Origin of the sequence: Pseudomonas sp. WOUb67, assembly GCF_050058005.1 — a bacterium.
In the GTDB taxonomy this organism is placed as follows: Bacteria; Pseudomonadota; Gammaproteobacteria; order Pseudomonadales; family Pseudomonadaceae; genus Aquipseudomonas; species Aquipseudomonas putida_R.
In genome coordinates, this window is sequence record NZ_CP170112.1 from 4119241 (window position 1) to 4136078 (window position 16838).

Consider the following 16838-nt stretch of genomic DNA (forward strand, 5'->3'; position numbering starts at 1 on the left):
GTGCCGTCCATCAAACATCAAGTCTTGAATACAGCTTATTCAACGCCAGTGAAGCAGGATCGTGCAGCCCCCAAGCCACTCTCTCACTGTAGCAGCCACCCGCCATCAGCGCGGATTTTGGCCGATTCATACGGTGCCCCTGGCCGAATCGGCTGCCTTGCGGCACAGCAGGGTGCGCAGCAAGAACAACGGATTGCCCACCACATAACGCATGAACAAACGTTTCGGCTCGCGTAACAGCCGGTAGGCCCACTCGCCACCTACATGCCGCAACCACTGCGGTGCCCGGCTGACCTTGCCACCGAGAAAATCCAGGATCGCCCCGCCGCACACGATCAGGCACGGCCCGCCAACGGCTGCCAACCTCGCCGCCACCGCTTCCTGCTTGGGCATGCCCATCCCCAGCACGATCAGTTCCGGTTGCTGTTCCCTGGCCAGTTGCAAGTAGGTGTCGATACTGGCAAAGCCATCGTGGACCGATACCGGCACCACGCCAAACAAGGCTTCGCTGCGCTGCACCGCCTGGTTCAGGTACGGTTGCTGCGTGCCCCAGAACGCAACCCGCCGCCCGCGGTATGCCTCCATGAGGCTGGGTATGAAGTCGGTGCCATTCATGTTGAGCCCAGGCTCCAGCCCCAACCGGCGATACAGGATCGCCATGCCAGAGCCGTCGCGCAGCAGCACATCGGCCGCCGACAGCGCCTGACAATACTCACCGTCGTGCACCACCAGGTTCATTGCATGGGCATTGACGAACCCCAGCACGGTTGCTGATTTTGGGGCGGCGAGCCTTTCGAGCAGGCGCTGCGCCGCGGTGCTGTCAGGCACCACCTCAAGCGTGTCGATAATGCGCTTCCAGCGCTTCTGCCATTGCCACTGAGCCATCAGTCATCATCCCGTTTGGAGCGCACCCATTCGACTTGGCGCTTGATCAGGAACCCCAAATACAAGGGGATCTTCCTTGCGGCGTAAAAAGGCGCGTACAGCAGCACGGAAAACGGGATCAGCTCTCGGCAGAAGCGCGCCCACGCCAGCACCACGGCAAGGCCGAGCATGGCCAGCGCAGCAAGCGCGATCCATGCAGGTGTCGCATGGCCTGACAGCAGGTACACCAGCCAGGTCACCAGGTTAAGCCCGAGCAATGCCAGCACCAGCAACGCCAGGGGTGGCACCAACAGGTCCAGGGTCATGGCCAGCAGGTTGCCGTTGCGCCCCTTTATGGCGGCCAGCGCACGCTTGGGCGCATCGGCCAGCATCAAGCCCAGGTGGCCATGCTCCCAGCGGGTGCGCTGGCTGTTCATGCCTTGCTGGCTGGCAGGAAACTGGCTGGTGACCAATGCCTCGGGGCAAAACACCGGCGGCTTGCCCTGCTGGCACAGGTCCAGGCCCAGCTTCACATCTTCCACCAAGTGCCCATTGGCCAGGTTGATCAAGGCCAGGTCGTGCCAACCGAATGCCATGCCTGCCCCCATCAGCTGGCACGGCAGCCCCAGCCGCGCCCAACCACGCGGGCGCACCAGGTTCTTCACCCGCCAGGCAAACTCGGCCACCTGCACCTTCAGCCCGCTACCGGCAGGTGCACGCATCAGGTACAGCGCCTGCACCGGGCGTTGGGCCTGGTGATAACGGCGCGCCAGGCAGTCAATTGCCCCCTCGCCTACCTGGCAGTCGGCATCCACCACAATCACCACCTCGGGCGGTTGCTCGGCCAGGTGACGTACGCCGAAGTCCAGGGCATAGCCTTTGCCACGCAGCACCGTATCGAAGCGCTCCACCACCTCGGCGCCGGCCTCGCGGGCCAGCCGCGCCGTGTCGTCAGTGCAGTTGTCGGCCACCACCAGCAAACGGTCGCCGGCCAGTAACTGCGGGGTAATGCTCGCCAGCGTTGCACGAATGATCGCAGCCTCATCATGGGCCGGTACCAACACAGCCACCCGCGGGCGCACGCTGATGCCCAAGGGCCGCGAGCGCGGCGGCAGGCAAGCCAGCAGCATCTGCAGGAAGAAAACGGACACAGGCACGAAGGCGATGACCGCCAGCAGGCCCAGTAACCAACTCAATACACTCATCATGCGGATGCCTTGAAGTAGCCGGCCAGCTTGGCCGCCTCGGTGTCGATATCATGCCGTTGCAGCACGCGCTGGTAAGCAGCCTCGCCCATGCGCTGCAGCACTTCGGCGGGTTGCGCAAGGCACTCGGCCATGGCCTGGGCCAGTTCGTCCACGGCGCCAGCGGGGAACAGCCAACCGTTCTCGCCCGGGCGCACCAGCTCGGGGATACCGGCCACATAGGTGGTCAGCACCGGCCGGCGCAAGGCCATGGCTTCCATGATCACCACCGGCAGGCCCTCGGCGAAGCTGGGCAATACCAGTGCGCGGGCGGCAAGGATTTCCTCGCGCACCTGTGCGCTGCTGATCCAGCCGGTGATACGTACCTGCTGCAAGCCGTACCGGCTAATCAGGGCCTCGATCTGCTCGCGCATCTCACCGTCACCTGCCAGCACCAGTTCGAAGGCTATCGACTGCGCCGCAAGCTGATGCGCCGCCTCAAGCAACAGCAGCTGGCCTTTCTGTTCACAGAGCCGCCCGACGCACACCAGCCGTGGCACCGCCGGCACATCGACCGGCGCCACTTCATGAAAGCCTCGCTCCAGGCCGCAATGCACCACTTTTACCTTGGCCCAATGCTCGTGCGCCACCCAGCGAAAAAGCTGGCTGCGCCCGTAGGAACTTACCGCAGCCACAAAGGCGGCACGCCGCACCTTCTCACCCATGTGCAGGAACTGCGGCTTGTCGAATTCTTCCGGCCCATGCACGGTAAAGCTGTAGGCCGGACCGCCCAGCAGGTTGGCCAGCATCACCACCTCGGTCGAGTTGGTGCCAAAATGGGCATGCACGTGCCTGGCCTCCCCGGCCTGCAGCCATTGCAACACCTGGCAGGCCTCGGCCAGGTACACCAGGTGGTAGGGCCACGCGCGGTCGGCGCGCAGGCCAAGGCGCATGGCTACCCGCAACGCCTGGAAAAAGCGCCGCGGTTGCGCACGCAGCACCTGCCACGTTGGCGTCAGCAACCCCTTGACGCCGCCTTGCAACACATAACGGGTCCTGGCCCGCTCGCTCGTGTCCTCGGCGTCCTGCAACTCGGCGTCCCACCCCCGCAGGGCAATGCGTTGTACTTCTACGCCCTGGCGCTCCAGCGCCAGTATCTCGCGGCGGATGAAACTGTGGCTGACCTTCGGGTACTGATTGATGAAGTAAGCGATGCGCATACGAATCCAGATCCAAACCCGCTTGATGACCCACCTCCCCTGTCAACCTTCACTTCAGGCTGTCGACTACGGGCGGTCTGTCTACTGCCGATGCACTCACAGCAAATGCATCCCCCTGTTTTCCTTGTAGTCCAAGGTTGTGACTGCTGCTTGGCAATGCGGCCTGCAAGCGCGCGAAAACATCGTCGAGCATCGCCTGGCGACGGCGGTACATCGCTCGTTTTTTCGCTGGAATGTCGCTTTCTGCCCGTTGCGCCGGGTCCAGCGGCAGGGTGAAGAAATCCGCAAGATTCGAGGCGCTGGCACCGTGTTCCTGCCAGATGACGTCATAGTTGGCGGCAAGGTCCTGGCCTTTGTCGCTACCAAAATACGGATGCCGATGGTGCCGGCAGTCATCGCTGACCGCGTACAGTTGCGTCACGCCCAGCGTGCGGGCCAGACACTTCAGCGCTTCGAGCACCAGGCTGCGCGGGCGCAGGCCTTCGAAGTCCTTGGTCAGGTCGCGGTAGATGGCCAATGAGGTTTCGCTGTCGATGCCTTTGTGGATGCCCTGCACGGCACCGATGAACAGGTACAGCTGACCTTGGCTGCGGCACAGGGTGAACGCCAGTGAAGCCACGCGCAGGTCGCCCTGGAACAGGTTCAGCACCAACTCGCCTTCGCGTTTGAACCAGATCGGCCGGTCCAGCACCAGGCGGCAGCCCGGCGAATGGCTGGCCAGATCGCACAGCGTCAGGCTCTCATCCCGCCCCAGCAGCAACAGCCCCGGAAACTGGCCGGCCAGCACTTCAAAGTGCGAAGCGACCACTGCCAGGCGCTGCGGGGCTTCCCAGCATTTGCTGAGGTAAGGCCACTGCACGACACCGATGCAGTCCACGCCCAGCCGCTGCAAACCTTGCTCACCGATCGCCGCTTTCATCCGCTGCATGAACCCCTTCAGTTCAGGCCATTGCCTGGCAATCTGCCGCGTCAACTTGTACTTGTTGTTCAACGCCCGCAACGAGTAGCCCGGTTGCAAGGTAAACACGCTTTTCACGAGGGTGCCGAGCATCATGGTCATCTCTCATTTGTACTCGATCAACGCTGATTTGCCGGCCGCGAAACGGTGGCGCAAGAACTTCAGCTGGCCGAGCATTTCCGGGAATTTGCCCAACACCAGGAACACCGCCTGCAGCCAGTTTTCGCGCGCCGACTTGCCACCACGGCGAGCCAGGCGTACGGCCTGCAACGGGTAAATCAATAGCAACAGCAAGCCCCAGCCACCCAGCAGCAGGCAGGCCAGTGCGATCAGCAAAGGGATGCCCAGGCCCCATAACCAGGCCCGGCGCGACTCGCGCAACCAGTGCTGTTCGGGCGGCTGCCCGTGCAGGTAGGCCCCTTCGGCATAGGCATGGCCGGCACGCAGGCTGCGCCGCCACCACTGGCTGAACCGGGTCATGCCAGCGTCGTGCAGGGTCATCTCGGCAGCCAGGCGCCAGACCTTCCAGCCCGTGGCGCGCAAGCGTACGCACAGTTCAGGTTCCTCACCGGCAATCAGCTCGGCGCGATAGCCACCGACGGCGGCAAAAGCGTCTGCCCGCATCAGCGCATCGCCACCGCACGCCTTGGCTTCTCCGATGGGGGTGTCCCATTCCAGGTCGCACAACAGGTTGTACACCGACCGTTCCGGGAAGCGCTCACGCCGGCGCCCACACACCACCGCCACCTCGGGGTGCTGGTCGAGAAACACCTGCGCCGTGGCCAGCCAGTGGGGATCCACCTCGCAATCGCCATCGACAAACTGCACCAGTTGCATCGAAGGCAGTAGCCGCTGCAAGGCGCTGAACCCTTCGTTGCGTGCGCGCGCGGCGGTGAACGGGATGGCCATGTCCAGCGCCAACACTTCCACCCCCAGGCTGCGAGCCAGCTGCAGCGAGCCGTCGGTGGAGCCCGAGTCGACATACATGACCTTGCCCGCACCGTGCACCAGCGAACGCAGGCAGCGTTCCAGACGCGAGCCCTCGTTACGGCCGATCACCACCACACCGATTGCTGTCGCCATGGGCCTCACTCGACGGGCGCCGTGGCGGCTGGCTGCCGGGCTTTGATGGTCGCCGGCACCCCTACCGCCAGGCAATTGTCCGGCACATCCACCAGTACCACGGCATTGGCGCCGATGATCACGTTGTTGCCAATGCGGATGCTGCCCAGCACCTTGGCCCCGGTACCGATATCGACGTTGTTGCCAAACACCGGGGCAATCGGCTCGTCGACATTCTTCAGGCCCACCACCACACCGTTGCGGATGCGGCAGTCATCGCCAAACCGGGCATAGCCACTGACGACGATGCCACCAAAATGGTCGATGACGAAGTTGCGGCCGATCACCACTTCGCACGGCAGTTCGATGCCGGTGATGATCTGCACGAACTTGAACAGTACCTTGTAGACCAGCGAGAAGATTTTGCGCAGCAGCGCCGGGCGTACGGTGTAGCGCCAGCGGCCGAAGCGATACACCAGCAATACCCAGAACCCCTGGGCGCCCCAGTCTCCGCCATGGGCCCGCAGGTCGGCACGAATATTCTCGAACATGGCTCTACCTACCTTGTCGGTTGGGTGGCGTAGCGGGTCTTGAACAACAGTGACCAGGTCGCCCGGCAATGACGCCAGCAGGCCTGAATCGCCCCCCAGCCGCGTCGTTTCAACAGCGCCTTGAGTGCCAGTACCAGGTCGCCCAGGGTGACCAGCAGCATGTGCTGGGCAAGCCCCGACACCCCGTGATGCTTGCGGAAATACAACAGCTCGCTTTCGATCTGGTAGGACGAGATCTGCCGGCTGGCCGCCTCCAGCTCTGCCACCGACTTGGAGCTTTCACCACCGATGTGTACCACCGTGGTATGCGGGTAGAACACCACTTTCCAGCCCGCCTCCTTCACCCGCTTGCAGTGGTCCACCTCTTCGTAATAAAGGAAGTAGCGCGGGTCGAACAGGCCCACCTTGTCCAGTACTTCGCGGCGCACCAGGTAGAAGCAACCCGGCAACCAGTCGCATTCGCGCACCGAAGCGTGGTCCCAGGTCATTTCATCAACCATCTTCAACCCCGGAAAAAACCGCCCCAACCCGGTACGCCCGACAAACACGTTGAGCGGTGTCGGGAAGTAGCGGCAACTGGGCTGCAGATCGCCGTCGCGGCCTTCCAGGCGCACCCCCAGCACGCCGCACTCCGGGTGGGCGTCCATGTAGTCGAGGGTTTTTTGCAGGGAGTCGGCGGCAACGAAGGCATCGGTATTGAGCAGCAAGGCGTACTTGCCCTGCAGGTGCGCCAGCAACTGGTTGTTGGCCCGCCCGAAACCCACGTTCTGCTTGTTGCTCAGCAGCAATGCCTCGGGGCACACCTGGCCCATGCGCTGCACCGAGTCATCGCGCGAGGCGTTGTCCACCACCAGGTAGCTGGCCAGCCGCTCGCTGTCGGCCCGGCGCAACGCATCGAACATCGGCTGCAGCAGCCCGGCAGTATTGAAATTGACCACCATGACATCCACCGGTTTGCTAGCCATTTTTGCTGTCCCCGAAGAAGTACTGCCGCCTTTGGGCCATCAACTGCGGTTCCACTTCCGGGTCGTAGGCGCCTTTGCGCTGCTTGACCAGGTCGATCCATGGGTAGGATTCGCAACGGGCCTCGACCCGTTGGATCAACTGCTCGGTGGTACAGATGAATACGGCCGGGTTGCCACCATAGACAGTGCCTGGCGGTACGTCCTTGGTCACCACCGCCCCTGCGGCCACGATGGACTCAGGCCCGATGGTCACGCGGGGCATCACGATCGCACCATGGCCGATGAAGCAGTTGTCCTTGATGTCGATGAAACCGACCGAATCGAGGTGCTTGCCGAAGCGGTGTTCGATCAGCAGTACCACGCCGTCATGACCGATCAGCGTGCAGTCGGACAAGCCCACGCTGTTACCGATGCGAACCAGTGAAGGGTCGAGAAACTTGCAGCCCGTATTGACGAAGAAGTTGCTGCCGACCGAGTGAAAGTTGCCCCAACGGGCGAGGTAGGCACCCCATTCAAGCCCTGAAGGCTTGCAGAACCTCCTGTAGAACGTGCCCCCTCGCCCGGTTGCATGGGCATAGTGCGCCACTGCCTTGCGTATCCATCCCTTCATACTCCCTGGCCTCGCGATCTGAACAATCTGAAGTGTCCTGAGGCGTTCCGGTCTCGTTCTTTTAGGTGCTGACCGCAGCGCACTCACCCATGTACAACATGCATCACGCCACGGCGCCACTGGCCGCCGTCATCTTGGCATTGAGGTGGTCGGCCAGCCGCACGGCAAACTGCAACAGCGGCATGGTCGGGTTGGAGGCGCCACCCTTGGCAAAGATGCTGCTGCCGGCGACGTACAGGTTTTCGGTACCGAACACCTTGCAATTGGCATCGACAACGCCGAACTGCGGCGAGGCGGCCATGCGCGTGGTGCCCATGTGGTGGGCATGCGGTGCCATTTTCAGCGGCACCGACGTGTCATAGACAAAGTCGTTCAGCTTGACGAACCCCAGGTCCATGTCGGCAAATTGCTTGGCCAGCTCGCTGCCAATGCACTTGATGGTGTGCCGGTCGTCGGCGGTCAGCGCCCAATTGACATTGACCTTGGCCACGCCCAGCGCGTCCTTCTCGTCCAGCAGCGAAATGCGGCTGTGCAGGTTGGGGAACTGCTCGATCATGGTGCTGATCACGCCGTCACCGGGGCAACTGAACTTGGCGACGAACGCCACCTTGCTGGCAAAGCCCCAGTCACAGGCCAGGTTTTCAAGAAAATGCTTGACCTCGGCGGTGCGCCCATAGGTTTGCACATCGGCCAGCAAGGCGGCCGTGACGTTGCCTTTGCCCGCCTTGTACTCGTCGACGAAGGCATCGGTGGTGTAGTACTGGCGCGGCTCCGGGTCCTCCCCGGACTTGAGGATGAACGTGCCCAGGTCGATGTTCAGGTGCTCCATGAAGCACCCACCAGTCAGGCCGTCCTTGCTCACCACGCCCGCTGCCCGCAACGACTCGCTGTTGAGCAGTTGCCGGGCATTCTCGATTGCGCCCGTGGCCAGGATGAATTGTCGGGCAACCAGGCGCTGGCGTTTACGCTCATAGTCGGACAGGACCACCGCAGTCAGGTGCCCGGACGCCTTGTCGAACTCAAGGTCAACGCAGTTGCAGTTGATGAACACGTCCAGGCCCTTGGTCTGCTCCAGTGCCGTGGCGTATTTCTGGGCAAAACGCGTGGGCGGGCTGAGCAGGAAGCGGTCAGGCTCGAAATCGCCGCCACCGAGGCCGGTATTCATGGCATGAAAGTCCGACCCGGGCGGCAGGTCGACAATGTCCATGGCGGCCGGCAGGTAGCCTTCGATCTCCGAGTAAGGGATCGGCCAGCCCGGCAAGTCGCCCGGGGGGGCGATGGTGAAATCGGAGGGGGTAAAGGGCCGGCAGCGGCCAGCCCAGTGGTTCGATGTGCCGCCCAGGTAACGCAGGCGGGTTTCTTCTGCATACAACTCAAGGCCGGTAGAGGTACAGGCGTACAAGCCTTGTGAGTGCGGTGAGTACTCACGCCCCCCGCCTTCGGCGAGCAAGACGCTCCAGCCGGCGGTGGCCAGGCGCAGGCCAAGGGTGATCCCGGCCGGCCCTGCACCAATGATGCAGAAGTCATAGTGGTCACGCAGCGCTTTGTGCTGCTGATAGTCCTTGATCATGCGTGCTCGTTCCGAAAGTAGCGGGACGGCAATACCCAGCCGTTGATCACCACGTACCCGGTTTTTTCGGCAGGTTTGCCCGCAACAGCCGTTGAAGCGCCGAACACGGCGCTGCCTACGCCCAGCAAGACACAACTCTGGAGAAAGCCTCTACGCCCCAGCTGCCCAGAACAAAAAGTGAGCTTCCCCATGATTCCGTGCCCTGTCCCCATGAATGTTTCATTCAACCAGGCGTATCACAGCCAGTTGAAAAAGCTTGTCAGCAATGCCCCGCACAGTGCCCCGACCGGCAACATCGGCAACACCACCAGCTCACGCTTGAGGCTGAAGATATCCAGCTTGCAATTCACATACACGATCAGCACCAGCGTTGGCACGGTATGCAGGGCAACCCCCCAGATCGCCCAGTCCACACCGCCCATCGCCAGCAACAGCGGCAGTAGCCCCCACAGCGAGACCAGGCGGATGATGTTGTCCATGGCCTGGTATTTGGTCAGGCCCAGCGCAATCCACACCTGATGTGCCAATGTATAGCGCAATGTGAGGAACGACAGCGAGAGAATTGCAAGCATCGGGCCGGCTTCACTGTAACGTTCGTCGTACATCCAGCCGATCAGCAAAGGGCTGGCGGTCAAAAAACCGCCGCAGATGAACAGCACCAGCAGGTCGACCAGCAGACGGAAGCGGTAATACAGCGCCTTCAGGCGCTCCTTGTCGTCGGCCCGGGCCGCTTCGCTGAAGGCAGGCAGCGCCACGGCCCCGACAATTTTCATCAGTGCCATCTGCACCGCGCCAAGGATCAGCACGGCAATCGAATATACGCCTAGCTGCGCCGCCGACATACTGGCGCCAAACAGGATACGGTCGCCGTACATGGCCAGTACGCCCACCATCGACGACAACAGGATCCAGCGGCCGAACACGATCAGTTCGGTGAGCGCCGTGCGGTCCCAGCGCAAGTGGTTATTTGGCCCCTCGAGGGCGGTATGGCCCAGCACGGTCCAGGCCACGGCCGAAACCAGGCCGGCGATCACCAGCGCCCAGATCGAATGGGTAAGCAGGCCGAGTACCAGCATCACCACCAGCCCAGCCACTTGCGACGCCAGGTCCACCAGCACCACGCGCTTTTGTTGGAAAGTTCGTACAGCCACATCTATCTTGGTGGACTGGAAACCCCAGATCAGCGCCGACAGCCCGGTAACCGCCAGCACCATTGGCAATACGGGCGCGGCATACGTGGAGTCTGCCGGCCACAGCTCAGCCAGCTGGGCCAGCCAGGCGCCGAGGGCCAGCAGCAGGGTCAGGCCGAACAACAGGAAGCCGCGGATGATCTGCACGGTCCAGGCGGTATTGAGAAAGTCCGGGTCGTCACCCCGATGGCTCTGGATGATGTTCTGGCGCAGGCCTACGTCCGACAGCAAATGCAGGAGTACCGAAACGGTGGTGGCGATAACCATCACCCCGAACATTTCCGGCAGCAGCAGCCGAGCCATGATCAGGTTGCCGCCAAGGCGCATGACCTGTGATGCCACCTGCGATACCAGGTTCCATGACCCGGCCCTCATTGCCCGCTGGCGCAGGCTTGCGGAGGCTGACACATCAATCGACGGCATGACTTCAATCTCTGACTGATTGGCTAAAAGTCACTATAGTTTCAATTAGCCACGATGCTAGCCGTTGCCCACCGAGGGAAAGGTGTACATAGCCGATGCCTGAACATTTCCGTGCGTTGATCGTCATCCTGTTTCTGGCAAGCGTGGTGTTTCTGCTGGCACGGCGGCCTGCCACCGACCTTATACCGCTGGGCGACTTCATGCGCCGGCGCAATTTGTGGTTCCTGCTCACCGTGCTGGCCTTCGTCTCGCACAGCTTCTGGCTGTATCTGGGCGCGGGCGCCGTCATCCTGTTCATTGCCGGGCGCCGCGAGCACAACCCCATGGCGCTGTTCTACATGCTGCTGTTCCTGATTCCGCCGGCGTCGGTCCAGGTACCCGGGTTTGGCGTGGTCAACTACCTGGTCGACCTCAACCACATCCGCCTGCTGACCCTGTGCGTACTGTTGCCCGCGGCGCTGGAACTGCGCCGGCAGGGCGACACCCCGCGCTTTGGCCGCAGCTGGCCCGACAAATTGCTGGCGGCCGGCCTGGTGCTGATGAGCGTCCTGTACCTGCGCGAAACCACCCTCACCGACACGCTGCGCCAGGCCCTGTACCTGTATGTCGACGTCTTCCTGCCGTATTACGTCGCCAGCCGTGGCCTGCGCCAGATCAGCGACTTCAAGGACACCCTGCTGGCCTTCGTGCTCGCCTCTTTCGTACTGGCATTGATCGCCGTGGCCGAGTATGTGCGCCACTGGCTGCTGTACAGCGCACTGGTGGACGCCATGGGGGTGCCGTGGAGCATGTCCGGGTACCTGAGCCGTGGCGGCGCGCTGCGTGCCAGCGCCACCACCGGGCAGGCCATCGCACTGGGTTATGTGATGAGCGTGGCCATTGGCCTGTTCCTGTTCGTTCAGGGTTATGTTCGCAGCCCCCTGCAGCGGGCGATGGGCGGGCTGTTGCTGGCCGCCGGGCTGTTCGCGCCCTTGTCCCGTGGCCCGTGGATCGGCGTGGTGGTCATCGTGGTGGTGTTCATCGCCCTGGGCAAAGGGGCCGTCAAGCGCCTGACGCTGCTGGCGGCTGCCGGCATGCTCGCCCTGCCCTTGCTGACCATCGTGCCCGGCGGCGAAAAGGTGCTGGACCTGCTGCCCTTCATTGGCAACCTGGAAAAAGAGAACATCACCTACCGCGAGCGGCTGATGGACAATTCGTGGATCGTCATTCAGCAAAACCCGCTGTTCGGCTCGTTCGACTTCCGTAACACCCCGGAAATGCAATCGATGATCCAGGGCGAAGGCATCATCGACATCGTCAACACCTACATCAACCTCGCACTGCGGGTCGGGCTGGTCGGACTTGGCCTGTTCGTGGCGTTTTTCGCCGTGGTGCTGCTGGGGATCCGCAAGGCCATGCGCAGCTTTGCCGACAAGGACGACGAGCGACGACAGCTCGGGCGGGTGTTGCTGGCGACGCTGATCGGCATTCTGGTGATTATCTTCACCGTCAGCAGCATCACCTTCATCCCGGTGGTGTACTGGTCAATCGCAGGCCTTGGCGTGGCCTACATCCAGATGGTCCGACGGCTTGACGATAGCCAGGCCACCGAGCTGGCCGATGCAGGCCTTCAACCCAGGTAATGTCCATGAATGTGCTCACCCTGCGTCACCTTGTGCAGGCTTCGGCCATGGCTGGCCTGGCTTTGCTGCCGTTGGCCAGCTGGGCTTCGCAGTGGCAGGTCAGTGTCGATGAACAGAATGGCCTGCCTACGGTGACATACGGCGGCGGGCCGGTGATGAAAGCCAAGTTCGTCTTCTGGGCGGCCAACTGGAGCTGGACCGGCTTTTACACCGACTTCAAGGTCAATGGCCCCTACCATTACACGTTGCTGGGCAAGAACAAGGAGCTGGACTTCGACCTGAAGGCGGATATCCGCAAGGAACAGGCACAAACCCTGAGCTGGGCCTTCGACCTTACCGCCCACAGCCGCCAGGCCGGGGTGATGGGCGGCGGCATGGTGTTCCAGTTCGACCCGGCGCAGATCGCCGGCGACATGGGCGCCCCGCAATTGCTGCCCGACAACCGCGGCTGGTCGTGGGGCAAGGCCGACCAGGGCCGGCGCGTCGAGATGCGCTTCGAGCCGCCACTGGCCAAGGTCTATTTTGAGCGTGGCAACCCGTCCGAGCTGCGTGCGTTCCTCTACAAAGACCCGATCAACGCCGGCCAGCAGCAGCTCAAGGCGGTGCTCAACGTTACCGGCGACATCGAACTGGGCCCTACGCCCACCGAGCGTTTTGGCCTGGCCGACCCCACCAGCTGGCCCGATGACCAGCTGGACTGGCGCACCTCGCCGGTGGACCTGTCGTTCCTCAACGCCGCGGAAAAGCCCGCCGGCAAGCGCGGCTTCGTCAAGGCGGTCGGTGAACAGTTGATGTTTGCAGACAACACCCCGGTGCGCTTCTGGGGGACCAACCTGTCTGCCTATTCGCTGTTCAAGAGCCCCGACGAAGAAATCCGCCAACAGGCCAAGCGCCTGTCGGCACTGGGCTTCAACCTGGTGCGGCTGCACCACCACGACTCGCCGTGGGTCAGCCCGAACGTGTTTGGCGACGGCACCCTGGTGCGCGATACCCAGCAGCTCAGCGCCGAATCGCTGCGCAAGCTCGACTTGTGGATCAAGGCACTCAAGGACGAAGGCATCTACATCTGGCTGGACATGCACGTGCAACGTGCGTTGACCGCCAACGACAACATTGAAGACTTCGATGAGCTGCCCGAGAAGGAGGGCCGCGCAGACCTCAAGGGTTACGCCTACGTCAACGACAGTATCCAGAAGGCAATGAAACGCTTTGCCGAGCAATACCTGACCCACGTGAACGAATACACCGGCCTGGCCTACAAGGACGACCCGGCCATCGCCGCCGTGCTGATCACCAACGAAAACGACCTCACCCAGCACTACGGTAACGCGCTGATGCCGGACAAGGATGTACCGCGCCATAGCGAGCGCTACATGGCGGCAGCCAAAGCCTTCGCCAGGCAGCATGACCTACCCGCCGACCTTACCTGGCGTGCTTGGGAACATGGTCCGTCGAAACTGTTCCTCAACAACCTGGAGCAACGCTTCAACGCCGACATGATCGCCCACCTGCGTGGCCTGGGCGTGAAAGTGCCGATTGCCACCACCAGCACCTGGGGCGGCAACGGCCTCAGCGCACTGCCGGCGCTGACCGCAGGGGATGTAGTCGACGCCCACAGCTATGGCGCCATTGGCCAGCTGGAGAAGAACCCATTGACCAGCGACGGCATGATCGACTGGATCGCCGCCGCCCAGGTGGTCGGCAAACCGCTGACCGTCACCGAGTGGAACGCCGAGCCGTTCCCGCTGCCCGACCGCCACTCGTTGCCGCTGTACGTGGCCGGTACTGCCAGCCACCAGGGTTGGGACGCCATGATGCAGTACGCCTACAGCCAGCAAGGGTTCAACCCGGGCTGGCGCACGGCGGACAACTGGCACGCGTACAACGACCCGGCGATGATCGCCACCCTGCCCGCGGCCGCCCTGCTCTACCGCCGTGCGGACGTCAAGCCGGCCACCACCCGCTACGTGTTCGCACCGACGCCCGCCACCCTCTACAACCAGGAGATCACCCCGCGCAATTCGGTACTGTTGCGCACTGCCATGGAGAAGGGCCAACTGCAGATCGCCCTGCCGCCGACACCGGAACTGCCCTGGCTGAAACCCGCTGCCATCCCGTCTGGCGCGCAAGTGCTGCAGGACCCGGAACAATCGCTGCTGGCCGCCGATGCCACGGAGTCGGTGACCGACACCGGCGAGCTCAAGCGCAACTGGCAGCAAGGCATCTACACCATCGACACACCACTGACCCAGGCCGCCACCGGCTGGCTGGGTGGTCGCTCGATCAACCTGGGTGCAGTACAGGTACAGACGAAAACGCCTTACGCCAGCGTCGCGGTACAAAGCCTGGACGGCAAACCCTTGGGCCAGTCGCGTGAGCTGCTGCTGTCACTGGGCACGCGTGCCATGCCCAAGGCCGATGACAAGACACCGTTCAACGTCGAACCGCTTGAAGGCAGCTTGACCATCAAGGCACCCGCCGGTCTGAAACTGTTCGCCCGCGATGCACAGGCACAGTTGAAGGCATTGCCGGTGGACTACAAGAATGGGCAGTACAGCATTACGTTCGACGGCAACTACATGTCCAACTGGCTGTTCTTGAAATAGGGTATAGGGCCATCTACGCTCAGCTCACCTGTAGCTGATCATCCCACCTGCACGTTTCAGGGACGGTTCACTGCGTCTGTAAACAGCAGATTCCAGGAGGTGCGGATGAAATTTCTGGTAGTGGGTGGTGCGGGCTACATTGGCTCGCACATGGTCAAGCATCTGCTCGGTGCCGGCCATGAGGTGGTGGTGGCCGACTTGGTATCGCCTGGCCCCGGCATCCAGTGGGCCAAGCTCGACATTGCCGACGAAGCGGCCCTGGATGTGCTGTTCGGCGTTTGTCACTTCGATGCGGTGTTCCACTTTGCCTCGTTCATCCAGGTAGGCGAGTCCGTCAGCGCTCCCGGCAAGTACTACCAGAACAACGTCGCAGCCACCCTCGCCCTGCTGCAGGCGATGGTGAATGCCGGCATCAGGCACCTGGTGTTTTCTTCGAGTGCCGCCGTTTACGGTAACCCGCAGTACGTGCCGATCGATGAAGCGCATGCCAAAGGGCCGATCAACCCTTACGGGCTGAGCAAATGGATGGTCGAGCAGATTCTCGAGGACTTTGACCGGGCGTATGGCTTGAAATCGGTATGCCTGCGTTACTTCAATGCCGCCGGTGCCGACCCCGATGGCCAGCTGGGTGAACGCCACGAACCGGAAACCCACCTGATCCCGCTGATCCTGCAGGCCGCTTCAGGCCGCCGCGAGGCGGTGACGGTGTTTGGCCGGGATTACGATACCCCGGATGGCACCTGTATCCGCGACTACGTGCATGTGGCCGATTTGGCGACGGCGCATGCGTTGGCGGTGGATTACCTGTTGGCGGGTGGCGAGCGCGCTGCGTTCAACCTGGGCAACGGCCTGGGCTTTTCGGTGCAGCAAGTGATCGATACCGCCCGGGCGGTGACCAAGCGGCAGATCAATGCCCTTGACGCGCCACGCCGCGCTGGCGACCCGCCACGGCTGGTGGCGGATGCGAGCAAGGCGCTGCAGGTGCTGGGCTGGCGGCCGGAGTTTGCTTCGCTGGAGCAGATCGTGCGACATGCGTGGCAGTGGGAGTTGCAGTATCCCTGGGCCCGGTGAGTGGGTCTCAATTCCTGTAGGAGCAGCCTTGTGCTGCGAAGAGGCCAGTGCTGACATCCACAAAATGTGTTGTCTTTACTGGCCTCTTCGCAGCACAAGGCTGCTCCTACAAGAGCATGGTTTCAGGACTTTAGTAATACGTGCGTGGCTGCTCGTCGGCCTTGTTCAGCACTGTCCCGATCAGGTTCACCGTGGCCAGGTGATGCAGGCAGTCCTCGATTTCCTTCTTGTTGTTCATCCCGTTGGCCACCACCAGCAGTACACAATCGAATTTGGGTATGACGGTGATCGCATCGTCAGAGCTAAGCAGTGGCGGCAAATCGAAAATGCAGATGCGCGAGTCGTAGCGGTTGCGTAAATCGCTGATCAGGTTGTTTACCTTGGGCGACGACAGCATCTCGGTCGACATCGGCACCGGCACCCGCGTCGGCAACACCACAAAGCGCGGCAACGTCGGGTTTACAAGGCATTCCTGCAACTCGGCCTTGTCCGTCAGGTACTCGTTCAGCGCCTGCTCCATGGGCAGGCCAAGGGTACTACCCACCTTGGGCCGGCGCAGGTCAAAGTCCACCAGCAACGCCGTCTTGGTCGTGTGGTGGGCAATACTCATGGCCAGGTTGATCGCCAGCACCGTCTTGCCCGCCTCAGGCGTTGGCGAGGTGATGGCGAGGGTACGCCAGCCGTTCTCCTCCATGGCCCTGAGCACCTGCGTGCGCAGCAGGTCGATCGGCCCGTTCATGTTGGAGTTCTTGTTATACGCCACGATGCGGTGGCGCTCCAGATGGTCCGCCCGCAGCGGCACCACTTTGGTGTTCACATAATCGAACTGGCCAGGCACTTCCGCCAGGGCGGTGCCGGGGGCGGGTGACAATGCCTGGGGGGTACCCGGGGTAACCTGGTGAATATTGTTGCCAACAGTCGGCTTGGTCCTGTCCATCACTG

Annotated in this window: 14 protein-coding genes; 3 read left to right on the forward strand and 11 right to left on the reverse strand. The window is 62.5% G+C overall.

The features are described from left to right. Positions 1–126: 126 nt before the first annotated feature. The 10 genes from ABOC32_RS18380 to ABOC32_RS18425 form a co-directional block, all read right to left on the reverse strand. The gene (locus ABOC32_RS18380; protein ID WP_426808292.1) at positions 127–885 is read right to left on the reverse strand and encodes a WecB/TagA/CpsF family glycosyltransferase; all 759 of its coding nucleotides are present in this window, start codon (positions 883–885) and stop codon (positions 127–129) included. After that, on the reverse strand, positions 885–2072 hold the full coding sequence (locus ABOC32_RS18385; protein ID WP_426808293.1) for a glycosyltransferase family 2 protein: 1188 nt from the start codon (positions 2070–2072) through the stop codon (positions 885–887). Before ABOC32_RS18385 ends, ABOC32_RS18380 begins: the two co-directional genes overlap by 1 nt. Further along, positions 2069–3268 carry a glycosyltransferase gene (locus ABOC32_RS18390; RefSeq protein ID WP_426808294.1) on the reverse strand — a complete coding sequence of 400 codons (1200 nt, stop codon included), beginning with the start codon at positions 3266–3268 and terminating at the stop codon, positions 2069–2071. The genes ABOC32_RS18385 and ABOC32_RS18390 overlap by 4 nt, the downstream gene beginning before the upstream one ends. Positions 3269–3317: 49 nt before the next feature. Beyond that, complete coding sequence (locus ABOC32_RS18395; protein WP_426808295.1) at positions 3318–4322, reverse strand: VirK/YbjX family protein; 1005 nt, start codon at positions 4320–4322, stop codon at positions 3318–3320. 9 nt (positions 4323–4331) lie between these two features. Then, the gene (locus ABOC32_RS18400; protein WP_426808296.1) at positions 4332–5309 is read right to left on the reverse strand and encodes a glycosyltransferase family 2 protein; all 978 of its coding nucleotides are present in this window, start codon (positions 5307–5309) and stop codon (positions 4332–4334) included. Positions 5310–5314: 5 nt separating this feature from the next. After that, entirely contained in the window at positions 5315–5839 is a 525-nt protein-coding gene (locus tag ABOC32_RS18405; protein WP_426808297.1) for a serine O-acetyltransferase, read from the reverse strand. 8 nt (positions 5840–5847) lie between these two features. After that, positions 5848–6804, reverse strand: a complete 957-nt coding sequence (locus ABOC32_RS18410) for a glycosyltransferase family 2 protein (protein WP_426808298.1) — start codon at positions 6802–6804, stop codon at positions 5848–5850. Further along, a complete protein-coding gene (locus ABOC32_RS18415) occupies positions 6797–7414 on the reverse strand; it encodes an acyltransferase (protein WP_426808299.1) in 618 nt (205 codons plus the stop codon). The genes ABOC32_RS18410 and ABOC32_RS18415 overlap by 8 nt, the downstream gene beginning before the upstream one ends. 103 nt (positions 7415–7517) lie before the next feature. After that, on the reverse strand, positions 7518–8984 hold the full coding sequence (locus ABOC32_RS18420) for an FAD-dependent oxidoreductase (protein WP_426808300.1): 1467 nt from the start codon (positions 8982–8984) through the stop codon (positions 7518–7520). A gap of 236 nt (positions 8985–9220) precedes the next feature. Continuing rightward, positions 9221–10597: an oligosaccharide flippase family protein gene (locus tag ABOC32_RS18425; protein ID WP_426808301.1), complete on the reverse strand. Its 1377-nt coding sequence runs from the start codon at positions 10595–10597 to the stop codon at positions 9221–9223. Positions 10598–10692: 95 nt separating this feature from the next. On the opposite strand from ABOC32_RS18425, the gene ABOC32_RS18430 reads away from it, so the two are divergent. The 3 genes from ABOC32_RS18430 (at position 10693) to galE (ending at position 15896) form a co-directional block, all read left to right on the forward strand. Continuing rightward, on the forward strand, positions 10693–12219 hold the full coding sequence (locus ABOC32_RS18430; protein WP_426808302.1) for an O-antigen ligase family protein: 1527 nt from the start codon (positions 10693–10695) through the stop codon (positions 12217–12219). A 5-nt stretch (positions 12220–12224) separates the two neighbouring features. Continuing rightward, positions 12225–14825, forward strand: a complete 2601-nt coding sequence (locus ABOC32_RS18435; RefSeq protein ID WP_426808303.1) for a cellulase family glycosylhydrolase — start codon at positions 12225–12227, stop codon at positions 14823–14825. Between the two features lie 105 nt (positions 14826–14930). After that, entirely contained in the window at positions 14931–15896 is a 966-nt protein-coding gene (gene galE / locus ABOC32_RS18440) for a UDP-glucose 4-epimerase GalE (protein ID WP_426808304.1), read from the forward strand. 130 nt (positions 15897–16026) lie between these two features. On the opposite strand, the gene ABOC32_RS18445 is transcribed toward galE, so the two are convergent. Further along, positions 16027–16833 (reverse strand): CpsD/CapB family tyrosine-protein kinase, encoded by an 807-nt coding sequence (locus ABOC32_RS18445; protein ID WP_043197365.1) that lies wholly within the window; start codon positions 16831–16833, stop codon positions 16027–16029. Positions 16834–16838: the final 5 nt, after the last annotated feature.